Source organism: Pseudomonas sp. LBUM1666 (genome assembly GCF_059695775.1).
The window spans coordinates 3495386-3517507 of the sequence record NZ_CP166789.1; the positions used below are offsets into that span (position 1 = coordinate 3495386).

Below are 22122 nucleotides of genomic sequence, written 5' to 3' on the forward strand. Positions count from 1 at the left end.
TAAAGACCAACCCTGCGGTAGGCCTTTTGCTGATCTATGTCTACGCCTAAAAAGTGCCACACCACCCTCGAACAAACCGGTTTACGGGAATCATTGGGCTATGTCGCCGGCGCCTTCACTGGCGCCTCGAGCAAGGGCATGCAAGGTCTGTTGGAACAAGCCGACGGCGGCACCCTGTTTCTCGATGAAATCGGCGACATGCCCTGCCCTTGCAAACCCGGCTCCTGCGGGTTCTGGCCGAGGGTGAAGTGGCGCTTCTGGGAGCTTCACGGCGCAAAACGATCGACCTTCAAGTCGTCTGCGCGAGCCACCGCGATCTGGAAGGACTGGTCGCCGCGGGCGAGTTTCGCGAAGACTTGTACTTTCGTTTGAATGGAGCGCGCTTCCAGTTGCCGCCGCTACGCGAACGCAATGACCGACTGGCGCTGATCAAGCGGATTCTCGATGAAGAATCTTCCCTTTGCGCAGAACCTATGCAACTGGGAGGTACGGCTCTGGAATGCCTGCTTGGCTACCGCTGGCCAGGTAACGTTCGCCAGTTACGGCGCGTGCTGCGTTATGCCTGTGCGGTGTGCGATTCAAATCTGATTCAGGTCAGCCATTTGCCCGAGCAATTGCATGGCCACAGCCTTAATGGCCCAAGCTCCGGCGACACCAATGATTGCTGCGCGAGCCCCGAACGCCAGACACTACTCGATGCCCTGGTGCGCCATCGCTGGAAACCCACCGCCGCCGCCAAGGCTTTGGGCATCTCTCGGGCAACCCTGTATCGGCGGGTGCATCAGCACGGCATAGAGATGCCGGGCAGAAGCCAGGTGTAAAGCCTGGGTCCCCCAGCAAACCGTTGTAATGAGCGCTCGTACCGACCCGATCAACAGAAAAGACGATCAACCCGACGGCCCATGTCGCTTGATGCCTACCGTTTTATCGCTGCGAAACATGCTGACAATCGCCCCACAGATCAACGAGCAATGCAATCGCCGCTACGGCGATCATGAAATAACTGGCGGCTTAAGACATGACCACCCCCTCCTGATTGATAAGCGAGAGGCAGGAACGTTCGGGAGGGGATTCAGTGTATCTGTGACTGATCCCCTTTCGGACCCGCCATGCTGGCGGGTCCTCCTGATCTAAAGGCGCTGAAGCCTGCGCCTCCTGATCCGCACACAAATTTCAGGCACAAAAAAACGCCACTCATTGAGTGGCGTTTTTTTTGAATCTTGGAGCGGGAAACGTGAATCGCCCCGGATTCTCTAAACACCTACCGAAAGCGCAAAGCGTTTCTGGAAGAGACCAAGCATTCCATCGACAGTGAGGCGCAGTTGTATTGCTACTTTTACGGCGTGACGCCGGAGTTGAAGCAGGTGCCGAGCAAGAAAAACCTCGAGCAGACTTTCGGGGTGTTCAGTGCCGATATTGAGAACCTGGATCACTTCATCATTCGTCAGGCGCCGGGGTTGGCGAGTCAATAGTCATTGGCTCGGACGTCGCTCTCAATAAAACCCTATTTATAAGATGGTCTTTGTATGCTTATGGAGCATGATGGGCCGTAGTGCTTTCCCTGATGTTCAACGCCGATGAGTACCTATCTTTTGTCAGTGATTCCCCTACTGGTATGTGACGACTCCAACATGGCCCGTAAGCAGGTGTTACGGGCGCTGCCGGCGGACTGGCCGGTTTCGGTCACCGAAGCCGGTAATGGTCGCGAGGCCATGGATGCCATACGCCGGGGTTTGGGGCAGGTGGTGCTGCTCGACCTGACCATGCCGGAGATGGATGGTTATCAGGTATTGAGCGCCTTGCGCGCCGAAGGATTGAAGGCGCAAGTCATCGTGATCTCCGGTGACATTCAGGAAGAAGCGGTGCGCCGCGTGCGTGAGCTGGGCGCGCTGGCGTTCCTGAAAAAGCCGTTTGACGAAAACGAGCTGCGCCAGACACTCAGTCAGCTGGGGCTACTGACGGAACCCGGCCAGGCGTCGCTGGGGAGTCGTCCGGCCGCGAACACGGCCATCAGTTTTCACGATGTGTTCCGCGAAACGGTCAACGTTGCCATCGGCCGGGCGGCCGCCCTGATAGCCAAGGTGCTGGGAGTCTTTGTGCAGTTGCCAGTACCGAACGTGAACATCCTCGAAGTCGGCGAGTTGCACATGGCGCTGACCGATGCCAGCAGCTGCAAGGAACTCACGGCCATCTGCCAGGGTTTTATCGGCAGTGGCATCGCCGGCGAAGCCCTGCTGATGTTTCACGACTCGGAAATCGCCGACATAGCGCAATTGATGCAGCGTCAGAGCACCGATTATTCGGACCTGGAAATGCTGCTAGACCTCTCCAGCGTTCTGATCGGTGCTTGCCTGAGCAGCATTGCCGAACAGATCGATGTGGTGTTTTCTCAAGGCCACCCGCAGATCCTCGGCCAGCACGCGGCCATCGATGAGCTGATCCGGGTCAACCGCAAGCGCTGGAAAAAGACCCTGGCAGTGGAAATCAGCTACAGCCTGGAAGGGCATGATATTCGTTTCGACCTGTTGTTGCTGTTCACGGAAGACTCAATCGAGCGATTAACCCACAAACTCGCCTACTTGATGAACTGAGCCATGAACGATCCTATCGATCTGAACGAGTTTCACTGGTTACTGGCGATCGTCCAGAACATCGACGTCGGTGTGGTGGTGCTCGACCGCGACTATTGCGTGCAGGTCTGGAACACCTTCATGGAGAACCGCTCCGGGGTGCAGCCCAAGGACGCCCAAAATCAGAATTTCTTAAGTCTGTTTCCCGAAGTCGACCGCCAATGGTTCAGCCGTAAGGTGGAAAGCGTCGCTACCCTGGGTACGCCAGCGTTCACTATCTGGGAGCAGCGCCCGTATCTGGTGCGGTTCAAGAACTACCAGCCGATCACAGGCCAGGAAGAGTTCATGTACCAGAACACCACGCTGTTACCGCTGCGCTCCACCGACGGCAAAATTAACCATATTTGCCTGGTGATCTATGACGTCACCGACGTCGCCACCAACCGGCATCAGCTCCAGGCCGCCAATGCGCAATTGCAGCAACTCTCCAGAACCGATCGGCTGACGGGCCTGTACAACCGCGGTCATTGGGAAGAAAGCCTGAAAGTCGCTTATGCTCGGCACCAGCGTTATGGCAATGCCACCAGCCTGGTGATGTTGGATATCGACCACTTCAAGCGGGTCAACGACACCTATGGTCACCAGGCGGGCGACAAGGTTATCGAGGAAGTCGCCAGGCTGATCCACGAGCATGTGCGCGAAACCGATGTGGCTGGGCGTTATGGCGGTGAAGAGTTCGGCGTGGTGCTTTCGGACACCGACAAGACCGGTGGACGGGTTTTCGCCGAGCGTCTGCGTAAGGCAGTCGAAGGGCTGGAAGTGCTGCATAACGGCCAGAGCATCCGTTTCACCATCAGCCTGGGGGTGGCCGACCTGAGCCAGCCCTCGATCAACTACGCTGACCTGATCGCCTGGGCGGACCATGCGCTGTTTGCGTCGAAGAAGGCCGGGCGCAATCGGGTGACGGTGTATGAGTAGATAGATCGTAGTGCCTGGTTTTACGACTGCTGCGCAGCCGAGCCCGCTAACCGCGGGCTTTCTGATCTCCAGGGTTCTATCCCGACGAAGCTCGCGTATCTTCCTCGTTCGATAAGCAAGCCAACGCTTCTGGCAAATGGGCTCAAATCTTGACCTGTTGGATCCTGCCGTAGACATCTTCCAGGCGCTCGATATCGTCCTCGCCCAGGTAGCTGCCGGACTGCACCTCGATGACTTCCAGCGGGATCTTTCCGGGGTTGGACAGGCGATGCACCGAAGCGATCGGGATGTAGGTGGACTGGTTTTCAGTGAGAAGGAAAACCTTTTCGTTGCACGTCACCTGGGCGGTGCCGGAGACCACGATCCAGTGTTCGGCGCGGTGGTGATGCATTTGCAGGGAAAGTTGCGCGCCAGGTTTCACGGTGATGTGCTTGACCTGGTGGCGGGTGCCGCTGTCCACCGAATTGTAACTGCCCCAGGGGCGATACACCGCGCAGTGGCTCTGGGTTTCCGAGCGGCCTTGGGCATCGAGCGCATTAACCAGTTTTTTCACGTCCTGCACGGTGTCGCGGTGCGCGACCATCAATGCATCCTTGGTTTCTATCACGACCAAATCGTCTAGCCCTAGCAGGGTCACCAGCTTGCTACTGCCATGCACGAAGCAATTGCGGCTGTTGTGGCTGACGACATCGCCCTTGAGCACATTGCCATCGGCGTCCTTGTCATGCACATCCCACAGCGAGGACCAGCAACCGACATCACTCCAACCAGCGCTTAGCGGGACGACCCAGGCGCGGCTGGTGCGCTCCATCACGGCATAGTCGATGGAGTTGTCCGGACAGCATTCAAAGGTGACCCGATCGATACTGGTCACGCCTTCGCTGCTGCGGCTGCGCTCCAGGGCCAGCACGCAAGTGTCGTACATGTCGGGTTCGTGAGTGCGCAACTCGTCGAGATAGCGGCTGGCACGGAACAGGAACATGCCGCTGTTCCAGAAGTACTCGCCGGACCGGACAAATTCGCTGGCGGTTTGCTGGTCGGGTTTCTCGATAAACTTCTCGACATTGAAGGCTCCGACACCAGCATCGCCGCAGGCGGCTTTGATATACCCAAAGCCAGTTTCCGGACGCGTCGCCGGAATGCCGAACAGCACCATATTGCCTTTGAGCGCCTCTTCCTGCGCGTGTGACAGCGTGGCGCGCAAGGCGGGAACGTCACTGATCACATGATCGGCCGGAAGCACCAGCAGCAGCTCATCGCGGCCTTCGGCGATCAGCTTGAGGGCCGCCAGCGCCACCGCCGGCGCGGTATTGCGGCCGAAGGGTTCGAGCAGTATCGCCTGCGGCGTACAGCCAATGGCGGCGAGTTGTTCATTGACGATAAAGCGATGCTCCTGATTACAGACCACGATCGGCTTGCCTATACCCTCGAACGCCAGGCGCTGCAGGGTCTGCTGAAACAGCGATCCCTCACCTGCCAGACTCAGGAATTGCTTGGGATACAACTTGCGCGACAACGGCCACAACCGCGACCCACTGCCGCCGGACAGAATCACTGGAATCATTTCACTTTCCTCCCGCACCTTCATCACTCGACATGAAGGCACTTCGAGCAACGAAGGACTGCCTTCCCTTTTACAACACAAGCTCAATTACGAATGGCCCCACCGGGTATCCAGGGCGTGTTGGCTGTTGCATTTATTCTTTCTGGTCAGCAAATAGCTGGGTGATGTCGCCGCCCAGGCGGTAGGTTTTCATCGGTTCGATCGATTGGCGCCAGCGGTTGGTTTGCGCCGAGCAGTCGTACAGCGCGCAGTAAGGTTCCAGCCAGGCAAATTTGCCGTCCTCGTCGAGGTCCTCAAGTGCTTGCTTGTAGCCGGTCTTGCGTTCAAACGAGCGTGGATCCTTGATCCCCTCCTCCACCCGCGCCGCCAGACGCCGCATGGCACCGTGGTTTTCTTCGCGCAGGTCGATGTCATTGGCTCGGGCAAAAGCAGCGATCATCATCAGCGGCCCCATCGCGTAGTTGTGGTAAGCCAGTGCGCGGGTTTCGCGGCTCAGTTCGTTGGGCAGATAGCCGTCTGCATCGACCTGGGAAGCGCCGATGCGAAACTGCGCTACCGACCAGTCGAACAGGTCGCGTCGGTCGACCACCACCGAGGCCGCCATGACGGCCCAGGCCGCCCAATACTGGTGATTGTTCAGTCGGTCCAGTGGCTGGTCCCGCCAGTCCCGCACCACCTGATCGGCGACCTGGCCGATCCAGACCTCGATCGGCCGGGTCTGCGCCTCGCGGCCCTTCAATGGCTGCGAACGCGAATACTTGAGCCGCAGATAGGCCGAAGAAATACTGCCCAACGCCCATTTGCGCATCGACTTGCCGGTATGGGTGTAAGTGGTGCTCAGCAGCGCCTGCGCCTTGGCCCAATCACCCAGCCAGCTCAGGGTGCAGTCCACATAGCCTGCGCGGCCAAGCCGTAAATAGGCGGCGACTTGTTTGTTGATTCCCTTTTCCAGTTCGTTGATATCGGCTGACATTTGTTTGTAGCGTTGGTTGGATTCCACGTTGAGCTGATCACGTGCCTTGCCCGAGCCCTCGTACTTACTGGGGATCAACAGGTCACCGGTATAGGGTTTGGGCGCCGCCGGACAGCTCGGTGCGTCGCCCTTCTTGTCCACGGCCGGCGCGTAATAGCCCTGCGGCGGGCGGAGTTGAGCGGCCACCGCTTGCACGGTCGGCCCCATCAGAATGAAGGCCACGCCAAAGGCGGCCCAATGTCCCTGACGCATCAGTGCCCCTCCGTCTGCGCGGTGCGCAGGGAAGGTGCCGCAGAGATGACTGGCTTGGCACACAAGCGGGCCGAGAGTTCCATGGAGGTCGGTCCAGGTGGTGGCTGCACCTCCATGGAAAGAAACGTCAGTTCGTCCCAGTCCGCATCGGCGCGCAGCTCGAAGACGAAGCGGCCCTGGGTGTTGACCGTCGGCGCACGGCTCAAGCTGATGTTTTCCTGGCGACCGTTCATGTAGGTCAGGGTCGCGCTCATCAGGTGCACGCCGGGATCGGCGAACGTGAGGTCGACCTGATAACGATTGCCCTTGATCGGATACACATTGCCGCCACCACCGTTGAACAACACCTGATTGCGCCCGCTGTGCAGGGTCGAATGGCTTTTGAGCAGCGGCGCCTGGTTGTCGCAGCCATCGCTCAGCGCCGCCATCGCCTGCCGGTAGAAGCTGGATCTGCCGAGGCTGTCGAGATTATCGGTTTCCCATACCAGCACCGCCGGCGGGGCTTTCTGGAAGTCGTCGCCGAGCAGGTAGGCGATCAACGAATCATCGTAGCCACCGCCCGGCACACTGAAGTTGCCGACCGGCGTCTGCAGATACTGTTCGAGGAAACCGGCAAAGTTGAACGCCTCGCCGCTGGCGCTGGTACCGATCAATGCGACCTTGGCGGGGACCTTGGCATCGCCTTGGGCCCGGGTTTGATAACGGGGGACATACTGGGCCGCATAACCGTTGCCGCAGATCTGCGCGGCGGCTTTTTGCAATGTGCCAGAGCGTCCCAACAAGCCGACCGGCTGGCTAGCGAAGACCTGATGCGGCAACGCCTTGAGCACATCGTTGCCCCTGAGCGTCTGGGCCACCAGCTGGGCGCTGCGTTCGGCGCCATAGGGCGTCCAGTTGTGGTCGCCCTTGAAGTAGAAAGGCTGCCCGGCTGGCTGCGGCGCACCCAGCAGGCTGGTGAAGTCGGGGACCAGAATACGTAAGTCGCGCACCCGGTCCAGCGTTTGCAAGTAGTTCTGCCGGGCCTTGGCCTGATCGAAGTTGGCCAGTTCCAGCGGCGTCAGCCGGTCGGCATGCAGCAAGCCGCGGCTGGGTGGCAACACCAACACCAGCTCGACCCCGCGTTGGGCCAGCCCGTCGCGCAGGCGCTTGAGAGCGTTGTAACCGCTCTCATCGAGGCCGAAGTCAGTGCGAAAATCGCTTTGGCTGCGAAAGAGCCACTGGTCTTTGGCCTCCATCAGGGTCGCGTAGTTTTTCAGCGCCGGCTGCTCGTAAAGTGTCGCTTGCGCCGCTTGTGGGCACAGCTGACAGCAAGCTTCGGCGGTGTACTCCGGCTGCGCCTGTCCCCACGTCGGTACAGACAGCAGGCACAGAGCGACAAATCCATGGAGGGTGTTCATCGGCAGGCTCCTCACAGTGTCTCGGGCAGAATCAGCGCGGCTGCATGACGGCGCAGGAGAATGTCCATCAAGTCGCCCTGCACCTCCCCCAACAAACCGGTGAAGGCAAGGCCGTCCTGTTTCTGCGGCGCCAGAAAGGTCAAGTCATAGAGTTCCAGACGCGAGGGTGAAAACACGGTGATGGGGCTGGAACCGTTGCCAATCAGCTTGCCGCCGACCACGGTGAGCGACAGCCTGGCTTCGTAGGGGTCTTCCTTGAGATCGCGGTCGCTGCCGCGCAAATCCTTGATGTGACCGTAGATACCGGTCAGGGCATTGGCCATCAGCTCATTTTCATACAGCCGCACACCGGTGCTGTTACGTACCCGGATCCCGTGCCGCTCATTGTCGGCCGCGCGGTTGCGCCAGAGCAGGTTATTGCCGCTCTCATACAGGGTTATACCGTCGGAGAGGTTCTTGTAGGTCTCGTTGTAGGCCACCAGGTTATTGACGCTGGAACGGTCCAGGACGATGCCCGACAGGTGGTTGTTGTAGGCGCGGTTGTAGATGATCCAGCTGTCGTTGACCTCGCGTGAGAGGATAATGCCGTGCTTCTTGCGGGTACCGAAGGCGTCGTTGTGGGCAATGATCAGCCGGCGCGAACGGTCGTGCGGGTCGATGCCATAGACGATGTTGTCGCGGTAGGAATTGCCGAGAATCACCACGTCGTCGGCCTCATAGCAATAGAAGCCGTACCAGTTGTCGACGAACTCCGAATTGAGCAGCCAGCCGGTCGGCCGTTTGCGTTTCATCTTTGGCGCCATGCTCGGGCTGTACTGGGAAATACTCACCCCATAACTCTTGCTCGCGGTGTAGCCGAAGCTGGTGATGGTGCTGTTGACGATGTAGGTCTCGGTGCCGCCCCAAGACACCAGGAAGGGCCGGAACTCGTCCTCTTTCTTGTACCAGGCCGGGCTGTCGTCCTTCTCGCTCCAGGCGCTGACCTTGGTGTCGGTGATAAATAGCTTGCCGTCATTGACCAGGAATGAACCGCCCTCCTGGGACAATCGCAACTCCTTGACCGACTTGTCGATATGCAGGGTCCCGCCGGGACGTATGACGATCGGCAAGCGCGCCAGAAACACCCCCGGCGCAGTTTCGCGCAAGGCCGTCGGTGGCAGGGTGCGTGCCAGTTGCGTCAGGCTCATGTAGCCACGGTCGATGAAGATCGCCACGGGCATTCGCTGCTGGCGCACCACCCATTCCTTGAGACGCTCCTTGCCGCCGATGAATTCGTCGAGCGCGTTTTCCTTGAGCATTGGCTGGATCAAGGTACGGCCGGCGGGTTTGTAGGAAATCTTCGCCATGGCGGCCTCGGCCGTATAGCCGGACAGGTCGGGGATCTTCGGCTCGCTGATCAGCAAGGGCTTTCCCGGAGCCTCGCTGATGGTATAGCGCGGCGCGAAGACGACACTCGCCGCGCTGACACCCGCGGTCGGCACCAACAGCAGACCCGCGAGCAACAGCCCTATCTTGACGACACTGTCCATAAGCCTCACTCATCAAAATAAATGCAACCTGGTGTGATCAAGGCGCCGTGCCCACGATGGCATCACTGCGGGCAACAACCCGGGCCTAGATTTTCCAGACGAAATCAATGAACGCCCGGTGCATGCTCGAGTCAGTGTCGCTGGCGTAGGCATCGCCCGGGAAGAACACGCCGAGGCGCAAGCGGATCAGCGCCGAGGGTTCGTCGACCCAATCCACCATGCTCGCGGGCAACAGGCCTTGTTTGAAGTACTTGGTCATGACCAGATCGACTTCCTGGCCCAGGTCCTTCTCACCGTCCACCAGAGCCGCATTGATGATCCCGTCGTCGCCGGTGTCCTGCTGGTCGTCGACCCGCCAGAAGCGGTGGTAGACGAGGCTGGCGTCGTAGTCCTCGCGCAACTGCCAGGAGCCGAACAGAGTAGCCACCTGGAGGTTGCTCAGTTCACCGCGAAAGGCTTCGCCGAAACGGTGAACGCGTGAACGCGTGCCGGTGTAGTTCGAGCGGTTGCTCTGCAGGCCGGTTTGCTGGAACACATTCTCCTGGTCGTGACCGCCGCCGTCGCCACGGGCTGCGGCAGCACCGAGGCGCCAGCTTTCATCGATGTTCCAGCGCAGGCCCAGGTCAGCGCCCCAAGCGTTGACGTCGCCACTGGTGTGGCCCGTCGCAATGCGATCGCCGTTAGCGTCGATAACGCTGGTGAGGTTGTCGCGATTGCCGGTCAGCCAGGTCGCGCTGAGCCAGTAATTGACCGGCATCGTCGAGCGAAAGTTGTAGCCGTCACCGTTCGCTTCGAGACCGACCCAGGTCAGGCTGCCGGTGTTGGTCTTGTCGAGCGCATCGAGCTGCTCGCCCGTATTGGGCAGACTGCCGCTATCCTCAACGTGATGTACACGCAGGCCGAACCAGTGATTGGGCGCCCATTGTGTAGAGATGTCGGCGAAGGCATGGGAGCGGTCTTTGTCTTCGGGTGCCAGGTCGCTCAAGTCAGTGCGGTAGTCGGAAAAGCGTTCGGCGCCGCCGAGGTGGGCGCGCAACAGAGTGGTCTCGAAGGACCAGTTGAGCGCTTCGATGTTGGTGTCCATCCACTCGCCGCTGTCCTCGCGCAAACGCTGTCGACCCAAGCGCAAATGCTCGCCCGGATAGGCGGTGATGCCCGAATAATCAACCCAGAACTCACGCAGCGCCAAGTAGCTGTCATCGGTCCCACGGGCGTTACTTTCGTCGACGCCGTTGTTGACCGTATCGGTGTCGATGGTATCGGTCGCCGCCACCGCCTGCCCCATCGCATAGGCACTCCAGTTACCCCACTGGCCATAGGCCCAGGGGCGCAAGTCGATGCCAATACCGTTGACGGTGCCACCGGGCGCGGTGCCCAGGTCGCGGTCTTCCTGCGACTCACCGGTAATCTTCACATCCAGGCCGAAATTCTTCGGCGCCACCTCCGCCGCCAGTACCAGACCGGCACTGCACATCAGCGAAACACCCAGACCACAACCTGCCAACAATGCTTGCTTCATAGTAAGTCCTGTCCATTTTCCGGAGTTTGCAGTCTGGCTAAAGCCGCGCCCGTCAGACGGGCCTGGGCTTCCCCCTCAAGCAAGGGCTGCGCGATTTTCCTTTCTGCCGGGGTCAGCCCCGACTGCAGGGCCGACAGCACTGGCTCTGCATTTACCACGCCCTGACGCTGCGCGAGTTGCGCGAAGACGAAGGCATTGATCCGATTGACCTTGACCCCGCGGGAGTCGGAAAACATGTGCGCCAGGGCCAGGTCGGCGTTTGGCGAACCGTTGCGGGCCGCCAGCAACAAATGTTGCAGTGCCTTATGCGGTTCGACCTGACCCAGATAACCGCGCCGGTACAACTGGCCCAGGTAGTAATGCGCCCCGACTTCACCGGCCGCGGCCGCCTTGAGCAAATGCTCTTCAGCCAGACGCGGGTCCTGCGGCAACCATTTGCCGAGGTAATACAGCCGCCCGGTCAGCAGTTCCGCCCGTGGGTCGCCCGCTTCGCGTCCGCGCTGCAAGGCCGAGAGCAATTGCGGCGCATCGCCTTGCACGGGGTAGTCGTTGATCAACCGTGCCAGGCTGGTCCAGGCCGGAGGATAGACCGGCGCCAGTTCCTCAAGCAGGCGCTGGGCGCTTTGCGCGTCGGCCGGGCCTTCGAGGGTTGGCGACGACAGAACGCGCGCCACTGCCTCGACCCGCAAGGGCGCTACGCGTCCCTCGCGCCAACCCTGGCGCAACTCCACCAGCAAGGCCGCTTGCGCCTTAGGCTGAGCGCGCATTCGGTTGATGGTGGCCAGCTCGACATAACAGGCATCGAGTACCGCCAGCCGAGCCCGGCACATCTGCTCGATTTGCGGCAGGCGCTCCTTATAGGTGCCCTGATTGCGGTAGATCAGAATCTGCGCCAGATCCGCCTCGACAATGCCCTGGGCACGCCAGCCATCGACCTTCTGCTGCGGGTCCACCCCAGGTGCCAAATGCGGGTAACCCAGGTACAACAACGTCAGCGGCACCACCGCACTGAACTCGCCTTTATCCAGCGCGCCTTCCAACAATTGCTGGGCCTCGCGCACTTGCTTGGGATCACTCGGTCCCTGACGCAGCAACAAGCGGCCCAGACGTGCCTGCGCCTTGACCGACTCCGGCGCGGCCTGGCGGTACAAGGCTTCAGCCTCTTTCAGGCTCGCAGGGTCACCCGCCGACGCCGTCAGGTCGCCCATCCCGGCCTGAGCATCGGCATAGCCGTCCTGGGCCAGCGCCGCATAGTGCTTGCGTGCCGTTTCATAATCGCCGCGCAACATGGCCTCGCGCGCCACCCCCTGATCTGGCAGGGTGCCGCAACCATGAATCATCGTCAGAGCAGCGGCCAGCGCAGAAAACCGCAGCCCCGATCGCCATGCGCCGTTCATTTCTCGGCCGCCATGACTTTATTTTCCCAGGCGTTTTTCACCCAGGTATTGGCCGCCCAGGCATTCTTCACCCAGGCATTGCTCTGCAGGTCTTCGATACTGACCTCCACCGGACGCCCGGCCAGATCGGTCTGCAACGTGCTGTCAGACTCAATGGTGACCCGCAGGTCGGAGGCCAGGCCGCCGTTGTCCAGCACCACCGTGGCGATTTTGCCCGTACGTGGCTGTTCTTCACCGACCAGTTGGAAGCTCACTGCCTTGCCAGGCTGGATCTTGGCAAAGCTCTTATAGGGGAAGCGCGCCTCGATGGTTGCCACACCATCGATCGGCATCAACTCGTATACCGTGGTGCCCTTGCCGACGACCTGGCCGTCCGGCACCAACTGCGCCACCACCCGGCAATCGCAAGGGCTGGTCAGCGAACCTTGCAGGGTCCGGCTGAACAGGCGCTCGAGGTTTTCCGGGGTCGCCTGCCCAGGTGGCAGGTTGCCTTTCATCACATCCAGCAACGACGCGGAAAAGGTCGCCAGCGGCGCCCCCTTGGACACCACCGCCCCCACCTTGACCAACGACTTGACGCTGCCGTCGCGCGGCAGACCGATCAACTGGCCGGGCACGTTGACCCGCGCCGATTCGGCGTGAGTGACGAAATAAATGCCATACAACTGGTTCAGCACATAGCCAAAGGCACCCAGCCCCATAAGGAACATCAGCAGGCTCACCATAGTCGCCCGCAAGCGTGCGAAAAAGCCCAGGCCGTTGCCGCTTTCGTGCTTTCGCGGCTTGGTGAAGTTGTCGCGTTGCTGGGTCGCGAGCATGTCCCCCAGGCTGATCACCCCTCCCGAGAGGTAGGAGGTGATCAGATAACGCAATGCGGAGATCGCACGTGGGGGCAGGTTGTGGAACTCGCAACCCACCCGCAGCCCCTCGCTGCCTGCCGAGCGCACGACAAACTCCACGTCGATGGCAAACCCAAGCGCATCGACCTGAAACAGCAGTTTGCCTTTGTGCTGTCGGCCCACGATCAGCGGCGGGTTCGGCTGACTCAGGCTGAAGCCTCCCGCTGACAAGTCGATCAGCTCGCAATCGAACATCTCCCGGTTCGGCCCGTGAAACTTGATCCTCGCCGGTAGATTGAGCCGCGCATGCTGACGCTGCACCTCCGACTCATGCACGACATTGTCATCAACAGCAATACAAGCTGTGTTCATAACGCGTCCCTTCCCATCCACGATTGAGATCGATCCGGCAGGTCAGAGCCGGTGTGCACCTTTATCCTTTACCGCTGTGCAGACCGACACGGCATGCCGACTGCCCTGACACCTGTGCTACACCACCCACATCAGCAGCGCGCAAAACACACTGCCGGCCGAAAAGGTCATGGCCCGCGACGACCAGGTATTGAACCAGCGCTGATAGCTGGCCAGCCCGCGGTCGAGTCTGGTTTTCTGGCGCGTCCACGATTGCCGGTCGAGACGGAAGAACACATAGATCTTCACCATGGCGCCGACCAACTGGTTGTAATAGAGAATCAGTGGATAGGCCGGCCCGACCGGGTGCCCCGAAGCCAGCAACAGCAGACTCAGGATCAAGCGAGTCAGGCCGATCCAGAGCACATAGATCAGTAGGTAGGCCATGCTGTATTTGAGGCTGGCAATGATTGCCACTGACGGCCCGAGCAGGCTGGCCCACATCGATACGCGTTGGTCGAACAGCACCAGCGAAGTGAACCAGCCCAGGCGCTGCACGCCCAAGTGCAGCGCCCGCGAGTTCTGCCGCAGGTTATTGCCATACCAGCGGAACATCAGCTGGCGGCTGGCCTTGAAGAAGCTTTTTTCCGGAGGGTGCTCGACCGTGTTGATCGCCGCATCAGGCACATAAAAAGTGTCGTAGCCCAGCCGCATCAGGCTGTACCAACTGGACTTGTCATCGCCGGTCAGGAAGCGGAAACGCCCCAGGCGCCAGTGCTGCAGATAATCGCTCTCAACGTCTTGAATAAAGCCGGGGTCGGTCACCACCTGGGCGCGGAACACCGACATCCGGCCGGTCATTGTCAGCACTCGTTTGCCCAGTGCCATCGAACACATATTGATGTGCCGCTGGGCAAACCGCAGCTTGTGCCATTGACTCATCAGGTAGCTTCCGCGCACCTCGCAGAACTCATTGGTGGTCAGCCCGCCGACGTTCGGGAACAGCTTGAACCAGGGCACGGTCTGACGCACCAGCCCGGGCGAGAGCACGGTGTCGCCATCGACCACCGCCACCGCCGCATCGGCATCCGGCAAATACCGGGAGATCGCCCGAAAACCATGGGCCAAGCCATCTCGTTTACCGGTGCCGGGAATCCGCACGAAGCTCAGCTTGACCTGCTCCGGCGGGGTATAGCTGTCCCACAGCGCTTTGATCAGCAGTTCATCGGCCAGCTCGACGATGGAACAGACCACCGTGGTCGGGTAACCACAACCGATGGCTTCTTCGATCACCGAGCGGTAGACCTGCGCCGTGGTCAACGCATCGATACGAAAACTGGTAACCAGTAAAAACACGTGCGACGGATCGGCACTGCTGCCCAGCCTGGTGACTTTGCGTCTGTAATAAGGGAAGACCAGATAAAGGAACAGTATCCCCCGCAGGTAATGGATCGCGCCCATCGAATAACGCCAGATACCGACCGCTCCCAGCAACAGGAGAAAGTCCCTGGATTGGGGATCGAACACGGTGCGCGGCAGCAACAGTGCAAGCCCCATCAGCGCGGTGACGTAGAACAGCCAGCCCGCAGCTTCGCGCAAGTAAACCCTGGAATCAGCCATACCTATGACCCCCCGTTCGATAAACCCATGTTGCTTGGGGCGCATCAGCTTCGCGCCTCGCTTACCAGCAGATACCCTCGAGCCGATCGTCACTGGCGTGTGGCAGGAAGCCCACCAGGTCAACCACCTGCTTGCCCTCGGGCACCTGAAGCGCAATGGCTTTGAAGGACTCGTCACTGTTACCCAGCACGATCACCTCCGCCTGCTCGATCACCTTCGCAAGGTCAGGGCATAACAGCGAAGCCAGGTGCGGAATCTTCGACTCGATGTACTCCTTATTGGCCCCGTAGATACGCGCGTATTCAACGTTGCGATCGAAGATATGCAGGTCGTAGCCCTTGCCTATCAACATCTCGGCCAGCTCTACCAGCGGGCTTTCGCGCAGGTCATCGGTGCCCGCCTTGAAGCTCAGGCCGAGTAGCGCGACACGCCGCTTGCCGTAACTGCTGATAATGTCGAAGGCTCTCTGTACCTGCACCGCATTGCTGCGCATGAGCGAGGCCAGTAGCGGGTGCTCGACGTCCATTTGCCCGGCGCGATAGTTCAGCGCACGCACATCCTTGGGCAGGCAGGAGCCGCCGAACGCGAAGCCGGGGCGCATGTAATAACGCGACAGGTTGAGTTTGGTGTCCTGGCAGATCACGTCCATCACATCGCGACCGTCCACGCCGGCGGCCTTCGCGATATTGCCGATCTCATTAGCGAAGGTCACTTTGGTCGCGTGCCAGACGTTGCAGGTGTACTTGATCATCTCCGCCACTTCGATGCTCCTGCGCAGGAGCGGCGCGTCCAGCCCTTGATAGAGCGTGGCGAGCAGGTCACCGCTGCGCTGGTCGAGTTCACCGATCACCGTCATGGGCGGACAGTTGTAATCCTTGATCGCGGTACTTTCGCGCAGGAACTCCGGGTTGATCGCCACGCCGAAATCGACCCCGGCCTTCTTGCCGGAACAGTCTTCAAGTATCGGGATCACCACGTTCTTCACCGTGCCCGGCAGCACCGTGCTACGCACCACTACTGTGTGCCAACTGTGCTTATCGTGCAGGGCTTCGCCGATCTCGCGGCAGACCGACTCGATGTAGACCAAGTCCAGATCGCCATTCTTCTTGCTCGGCGTACCGACGCAGAGGAACGACATGTCCGTGCCCATCACTGCCGCCTTCACATCACGGTCACCACGCAGCCGCCCAAAACTCACCCCCAGCTCGAGCAGCGGCTCCAGGTCGGGTTCAACGATGGGCGACTTACCCTGGTTGATCAGGTCGACCTTGACTTGCGAGACATCCACCCCGATTACGTCATGGCCGCGAGCACAGAGACAGCCCGCACATACAGCGCCCACGTACCCCAAACCAAATATGCTGATCCGCATCGGTGAATCCCCCCGTATACCCTGATTCAGGAAGGCCATCGGCATGCCGCACAGGCCGATAGTCGCTCTACCGCACCAACTAACTGGCAGTTAGGTACAACTTGATTTTCGATCACACTCGAAGAACTGGGAGTGTAGACAAACATAACTTAGGCGCTGTCATTTTTTAGAAGAAATCTCGCGCGCTTCGCGCCGACAACATGCGTAGTTAAATGAGCAAAGCGAGTGCCAACATCGACAACAGGTTGCCTTTTAAAAAAACACTATTCAAATCAATTAAATATGAAAATTGCCGCGACTGAAAACTTGAACAAAAGAATATATCCGCGCACCAAAAACAAGCAGATATTTACGATACTTACCGGACAAAAATGCCTAAAGCCCTGACACAGTGCAGCGCCAACGTTGCAACTTTGTAAGAGCACCCATTAAATTCATCGCACAGTGTAAAGCAATTGAAACATGTCAATTTTTTAATAACTATTTATTGGCGCTCGCACTACACGCAATAGTTAATATCTTTTAAAAACTAAACTTTTCAGGGACGCTCCGAATAAGTCCTCGAATGCGCTGAAATGCAAAACGGTTTGCGCCAAGTCCGCCAAACCGACCCAAGGGCAGGCGCAACACCGTCTAATCTGAATAGAGCACGACTACAAACACACCTCTAGCCTCTTGATACAGGGGAAACGGGATGACCGGAATAACAGCGCGCCAATGCTCGTCATGGGTCCTGCCCTCCCTGCTCGCCATCAACCTGGCGCTGACAGCGGGATGCTCGCAAAAAATCCCTGGATAATTACATACGCTATGCCGGCTGATCCGGTGGCACGCCGGATACCTGCCAAGTGGTGTTGTCGGAGTACAGAAATTAATAGCGCCCCGCATTAACGGGTACTAGGCTGCGGACGATGTCACGTCGTGTGGCGGGGGACGCCCGTGCCACCATCGAAGGAATGGTTATGAGGCGGACGTCCACGTCAGGAAAAATCGAACACAAACGAGGAATAAAGTCGGCTCTTCGGGCTTATGCAAATCCGAGTGTTGGCGCTGATGTGATTTTTACCCAAGCCGCCGGAAGGGCGAAAGCCCTCCTCGATGCCTTGGATGCGTTAAACCGGGCCCTGGATCGGATCAGGATTGGCGAAAGTCACAGGGTTGTGACTTTCCATTAAGTCAGCACGAGTCAACTGGTGCGACGTAAATTTGCAGGGGGCTAGATGGCACTTACCAAACCCAATCAGGAACTCAGGCGTGACCTTCAAGGTATCGCCTCCGATCTTAAATGGTCGGCGGTGGAGCTAAAGCGTATCGCTGAGCGGCTGACTCTCGCCGGCAATGAGATCGATGCCCAGGCTATCCATCACCTGATCACTATTTTTAAAGCTGACGAAGCAAGACTTAACGCCCGTTCGGCCGAGATCTCTGTCCAAAATCCCGAGTCAATAGCCTGAGGTCAACATGGCCCTCACCAAACCGAATCAAGAACTGTGCCGCGACCTGAAATCCGCTTCGCGCGCCCTAGAGGAAGCCGCTCATGAGTTACTCGGGGCAGTAAAGCAGTGCAGCGAGGTCGAGTTGAAGGTAGCGATGCAAAAGTTCGAAAAGCTGCACCAGCTGGCAGACCGGCTGATTGCACATGCAGATAAGGTGAAGGCTGGAAGAATTACTCATGATCCAGAGATGGGTAGTTGGCCTGGCGGAGATATTTAGGGAGCATGTCCCTAGCCGATCTGGAACGAGGGTTGATGACGTGGCGCACTCACTTCAATACCAGATAACCGAATCCGTTCGGGTCGTTGAGATCGAGGCGGGGAAACTGCTCGATTTGGCAACAATGCTGAAGGACGCTGGAAATGATGTCTTGGCGACGGCGGTCTCGAGCCAGGCGAATAAGCTGCTTGAGGCTGCGGTAGCGCTGAGAATTGCGATGGCAGGCTGACTGCTTATTGATAAGAGAAAGCTTGCCTCTTTGAGTCTACAGACGAGTTTTTTCAATCAAAATCAAGGCCATATCCACACGAGCAACTCGGATCCAAAATAGCTCAACAATTTAAATGCAACTCATTGTTATAAAAGAGATTTTTAAAAAAGGCGCTAACCTTTTTCAAGTACTAGCCGATGGCCTCTTAAAGGAACCAAGGAGCAATCGGAATGAGAAATAATCAGCCAGTTACGCAGCGTGAGATTTCACTCGCACCTCAGCAGAAACTCATCTCGACTACAAATGATCGAGGAGTTATTACGTACTGCAATGACGCCTTCGTAGAAATCAGTGGTTTTGATAGAGCCGATCTGATTGGCGCCCCGCAAAATATCGTCCGCCATCCTGACGTCCCCCCTGCCGTATTTGCCCATATGTGGGGTGCTCTCAAGCAAGGCCACCCGTGGATGGGAATCGTCAAGAACCGTTCTAGAAATGGCGATCACTACTGGGTCAACGCATACGTCACACCGATATTTGAAGGCAGCCAGGTGGTGGGCTTTGAATCGGTCAGAGTCAAACCAACGACTGATCAGATTCGCCGTGCTGAATCCCTGTATAAGCGCATCAGCCAGGGAAAACCGGCCATCCCCCGCCAAGACGCTTGGCAACCTGCCCTGCTAGATTGCTTGCCGTACATAGCCATGGGACTGGCGGGTACCATGAGCGGCTTGCTCTTCAGCGCGCCCGTGGCGATTGCCGTGGCCGTAGGTATAGCCGTGCCGATCGGCTTGCTCTCTTCACGCTGGCAGATGCGAGGAACTTTGCGCCTGTTGCAGATGGCTGAGCCCTCTACCTCCGACTCACTGATCGCTCAGATGTACAGCGATGCGCGCGGCCCACAAGCCCGCCTGGAAACTGCCTTCGTCAGCCAGACTTCGCGCCTGAAGACTTGCCTGACGCGCCTGCAAGACACCGCCGAACAACTCAGCGAGCTGGCGGGACAATCCGACGTACTTGCCACTGACAGCTCAAAAGGCCTTGATCGCCAGCGCGTCGAAACCGAACAGGTGTCTGCCGCGGTCAACCAGATGGCCGCGACCACCCAGGAAGTCGCCAGCCACGTCCAGCGTACGGCTGATGCCACCCAACAAGCTAACCTGCTGACCAGTCGCGGCCGCGAGGTGGCCCGAGACACCCGAGAGGCTATCGAGCGCCTCTCCGCCGTTGTCGGCGAGACAAGTCTGACAGTTGCACAGCTGGCCAAGGACAGCAACGAAATAGGGACAGTCGTTGACGTGATCAAAGGAATCGCCGATCAGACCAATCTGCTGGCACTGAATGCCGCCATCGAAGCAGCGCGCGCCGGCGACATGGGCAGGGGTTTCGCTGTCGTGGCCGATGAGGTTCGCCAACTGGCCCAACGCACCTCGCAATCCACCACCCAGATCCATGACCTGATCACCAAGCTCCAGACGTCGTCCAACAATGCCGTGCAGACCATGGAGAGCGGTCATCGCCAGGCCCAAGAAGGTGTGGCCTGGGTACTTGAGGCAGACAAGGCATTGGTGGGCATCAGCGAAGCGGTCTCCCACATCACCGACATGACCACCCAGATTGCCGCGGCCACTGAAGAGCAAACTGCTGTCGCCGAGGAAATAAGCCGAAACATCACCACGATCGCCCACTTGGCCGATCAAACCTCGGAACAGGCCCACCAATCGGCAGATCTGAATAAGGAGCTGACCAAGACCGCGTCCACGCAATACTCATTGGTTGAGCGGTTTAACCGATAACCGATCAATCCTCATGGAGAGGCCCGCCTTCCGCGGGCTTTTGCCCGCGCTTTCGTATCCGCCGTGTCATGCCTTTGTCACACCCACCAAGCACAATGGGGTCAGCCAAAAGGATTTGGCCCCATCGACAGAGAAACCGGCTAAGTGCCAGGTTTTTTCGTTCCAGCGACATGCTTTTCACGAAGTGCTCACAGAACGGAGCGCAGATTGAACGGACAAAAGGATTTGACCCCATACAGAGAGCCCGCAATACGCGGGCTTTTTGTTGTCAACCATTCCCGCTGCTAAGCTTCCCACTCTCTCGAATGGATGCCGATAGAGGTCGCCTGACGCAGGGTCTCAATTTCGGCGGTGTCTTCAGCGACGCGCTGTTCCAATAGGCGCAAACCTTCATGTCCCAGCGGTCAGGTGACCCCGGCAATTGGACGTATGTACGCCGCTTTTCAGATTGTCACTGTGGGTGAATGTCCCGTCCTCGAAACGTGAGCGTGATAATGCGGTTCCCGGCGCTCGGCTGAGTGCCAAGCACTTTGGCAGGCGTTTGCTAATCGTTGGCTCGCTTACGCTGCAACACCGACTCACCTGCCTGTGGTGGCAGTCGCAGGTTGTCCAACAGTGCGATTGCAGCTATTACCGCCACACACAGGAACGTCAGCTGGAAGTCGACAGTCTGGGCGGGCCCTGTAGTGCCATGGATGTTCATCGCGAGACGAAGCAACAACGCGCCGATGGCAACCCCCATCGCCATGCTCAATTGGAAGAACATGCTAAACAGGGTTGAAGCGTCGCTCATCTGCTCCTTGGGGATTTCGGCAAAGGCCAGTGTGTTGAACACCGTGAACTGCATGGAGTGTGACAAGCCACCGACGAACAGGATGAACACAATCAGCGCCGGACTCATGTGCTCATCCAACAACGCACACGCCGCGATCGCCAGGACGCCAAGGATGCCGTTGACCATCAACACCGGACGAAATCCCCAGCGCTGCATCACCCAAGTGGTGAAGGGCTTCATGGCCAGATTACCGGCAAATACCGCCAGTACCAGCAGCCCCGCATCGAACGCAGAAAGTCCGAAAGCCAGTTGAAACATCAGCGGTAGGAGAAACGGCAATGTGCTGATGGCAATCCGGAAAATCGACCCACCGCACAGGCAGATGCTAAAGGTACGAACGCCTGTTACACCCAGCGCCAATAACGGTTGCGCATGACGACGCATATGTCGCCAGGCAAAGACACCGAGAACCACACCGGCACCATTCAGCGCCAGCCCCTGCAACAAATCGGCACGGTTTTGCCCGAGCATCTCGACGCCGTACAACAAGGATGCGCTAGCGAAGCCGACCAGCAGAAAGCCACTGAAATCGAAAGTCCTGGAACTGACGTCGTCCTGTTTGGGAACCAGGACCCATGCGGCAATCAGGGCCAGCACGCCCAAAGGCAGATTGAGGTAGAAAATCCACGGCCAGGAAGCGTGGGTGACGATGAAACCGCCCACGGGAGGCCCGAGTACCGGAGCGACCAGACCGGGCCAGGTGATGAATGATATCGCCCGTACCAGGTCTTTCATCTCGGTGGTGCGAAGCACCGCCAAACGCCCCACCGGTACCATCATCGCTCCGCTGACACCCTGCAACACACGTGCAGCGACAAAGGTTTCCAGGCTGTCACTCAACCCACACATCAACGATGACAGACTGAACAGCACAATTGCGGAACTGAATACCAGGCGTGAACCGAAGCGATCAGCCAACCAGCCGCTGATGGGGATGAACACCGCAACGGCGAGCATGTAGGCGCTCATACCAATGTTCAGGTCCACCGCCGCGACGCCAAACGTCCTGGCCATATCTGGCAACGCGGTAGCGATCACTGTAGCGTCGAGGTTCTCCATAAAGAACGTGACGGCTACCAACAGAGCAATCCATGTTGAACGGCGTTGAGACATCGGTCATTCCTGTTCGACTTCGTCGTAGCTCGACACTGTACGTTACGTAAAAGCGCCCCATCGCCTTGGCTCGTATTGTCCGCTGATATCCTG

General features: G+C 58.7%; 15 protein-coding genes and 4 pseudogenes. 8 read left to right on the forward strand and 11 right to left on the reverse strand.

The genetic code is table 11. From position 1 onward, the window contains the following. Positions 1 to 87: 87 nt before the first annotated feature. The 4 genes and pseudogenes from ACA056_RS15825 to ACA056_RS15840 form a co-directional block, all read left to right on the forward strand. Positions 88 to 821: pseudogene (locus ACA056_RS15825) on the forward strand (sigma-54-dependent Fis family transcriptional regulator); the annotation flags it as partial. Positions 822 to 1253: 432 nt separating this feature from the next. Then, positions 1254 to 1472, forward strand: a pseudogene (locus tag ACA056_RS15830) (hypothetical protein); the annotation flags it as partial. A gap of 105 nt (positions 1473 to 1577) precedes the next feature. Beyond that, positions 1578 to 2591: a response regulator gene (locus tag ACA056_RS15835; protein WP_497265953.1), complete on the forward strand. Its 1014-nt coding sequence runs from the start codon at positions 1578 to 1580 to the stop codon at positions 2589 to 2591. Positions 2592 to 2594: 3 nt separating this feature from the next. Continuing rightward, complete coding sequence (locus tag ACA056_RS15840) at positions 2595 to 3548, forward strand: sensor domain-containing diguanylate cyclase (RefSeq protein ID WP_497265955.1); 954 nt, start codon at positions 2595 to 2597, stop codon at positions 3546 to 3548. A gap of 142 nt (positions 3549 to 3690) precedes the next feature. Here the strand turns inward: ACA056_RS15840 and ACA056_RS15845 are convergent, their stop codons facing one another. The 9 genes from ACA056_RS15845 to ACA056_RS15885 all read right to left on the reverse strand — a co-directional run bounded on the left by ACA056_RS15845 (position 3691) and on the right by ACA056_RS15885 (position 16361). Next, positions 3691 to 5112 (reverse strand): mannose-1-phosphate guanylyltransferase/mannose-6-phosphate isomerase, encoded by a 1422-nt coding sequence (locus ACA056_RS15845; protein ID WP_497265957.1) that lies wholly within the window; start codon positions 5110 to 5112, stop codon positions 3691 to 3693. 133 nt (positions 5113 to 5245) lie between these two features. After that, on the reverse strand, positions 5246 to 6337 hold the full coding sequence (locus tag ACA056_RS15850; protein WP_497265959.1) for a mannuronate-specific alginate lyase: 1092 nt from the start codon (positions 6335 to 6337) through the stop codon (positions 5246 to 5248). Beyond that, positions 6337 to 7734, reverse strand: a complete 1398-nt coding sequence (locus ACA056_RS15855; protein ID WP_497265961.1) for an alginate O-acetyltransferase AlgX-related protein — start codon at positions 7732 to 7734, stop codon at positions 6337 to 6339. Before ACA056_RS15855 ends, ACA056_RS15850 begins: the two co-directional genes overlap by 1 nt. Before the next feature lie 11 nt (positions 7735 to 7745). Continuing rightward, a complete protein-coding gene (gene algG, locus ACA056_RS15860) occupies positions 7746 to 9263 on the reverse strand; it encodes a mannuronan 5-epimerase AlgG (RefSeq protein ID WP_497265963.1) in 1518 nt (505 codons plus the stop codon). 85 nt (positions 9264 to 9348) lie between these two features. Then, positions 9349 to 10737 carry an alginate export family protein gene (locus tag ACA056_RS15865; RefSeq protein WP_497273542.1) on the reverse strand — a complete coding sequence of 463 codons (1389 nt, stop codon included), beginning with the start codon at positions 10735 to 10737 and terminating at the stop codon, positions 9349 to 9351. Positions 10738 to 10778: 41 nt separating this feature from the next. Beyond that, entirely contained in the window at positions 10779 to 12179 is a 1401-nt protein-coding gene (locus ACA056_RS15870) for an alginate biosynthesis protein AlgK (protein ID WP_497265965.1), read from the reverse strand. After that, positions 12176 to 13390 (reverse strand): PilZ domain-containing protein, encoded by a 1215-nt coding sequence (locus ACA056_RS15875; protein ID WP_497265967.1) that lies wholly within the window; start codon positions 13388 to 13390, stop codon positions 12176 to 12178. The genes ACA056_RS15870 and ACA056_RS15875 overlap by 4 nt, the downstream gene beginning before the upstream one ends. Positions 13391 to 13507: 117 nt before the next feature. After that, entirely contained in the window at positions 13508 to 14989 is a 1482-nt protein-coding gene (locus tag ACA056_RS15880; RefSeq protein WP_497265969.1) for a glycosyltransferase family 2 protein, read from the reverse strand. A gap of 61 nt (positions 14990 to 15050) precedes the next feature. Then, on the reverse strand, positions 15051 to 16361 hold the full coding sequence (locus ACA056_RS15885; RefSeq protein ID WP_497265971.1) for a nucleotide sugar dehydrogenase: 1311 nt from the start codon (positions 16359 to 16361) through the stop codon (positions 15051 to 15053). 1220 nt (positions 16362 to 17581) lie between these two features. Between ACA056_RS15885 and ACA056_RS15890 the strand changes: the two genes are divergently transcribed. The 4 genes and pseudogenes from ACA056_RS15890 (at position 17582) to ACA056_RS15905 (ending at position 20081) form a co-directional block, all read left to right on the forward strand. Then, entirely contained in the window at positions 17582 to 17815 is a 234-nt protein-coding gene (locus ACA056_RS15890) for a hypothetical protein (protein WP_462049986.1), read from the forward strand. A gap of 7 nt (positions 17816 to 17822) precedes the next feature. Then, positions 17823 to 18074 (forward strand): hypothetical protein, encoded by a 252-nt coding sequence (locus ACA056_RS15895; RefSeq protein ID WP_497265973.1) that lies wholly within the window; start codon positions 17823 to 17825, stop codon positions 18072 to 18074. 441 nt (positions 18075 to 18515) lie between these two features. Further along, a pseudogene (locus ACA056_RS15900) lies at positions 18516 to 18791 on the forward strand (PAS domain-containing protein); the annotation flags it as partial. 216 nt (positions 18792 to 19007) lie between these two features. Beyond that, positions 19008 to 20081, forward strand: a complete 1074-nt coding sequence (locus ACA056_RS15905) for a methyl-accepting chemotaxis protein (RefSeq protein WP_497273543.1) — start codon at positions 19008 to 19010, stop codon at positions 20079 to 20081. Positions 20082 to 20377: 296 nt separating this feature from the next. Here the strand turns inward: ACA056_RS15905 and ACA056_RS15910 are convergent. Together ACA056_RS15910 and ACA056_RS15915 are read right to left on the reverse strand one after the other, a co-directional pair. Next, positions 20378 to 20473: pseudogene (locus tag ACA056_RS15910) on the reverse strand (type II toxin-antitoxin system ParD family antitoxin); the annotation flags it as partial. A gap of 152 nt (positions 20474 to 20625) precedes the next feature. Continuing rightward, positions 20626 to 22029 (reverse strand): MFS transporter, encoded by a 1404-nt coding sequence (locus tag ACA056_RS15915; RefSeq protein WP_497265975.1) that lies wholly within the window; start codon positions 22027 to 22029, stop codon positions 20626 to 20628. Between the last annotated feature and the right edge of the window lie 93 nt (positions 22030 to 22122).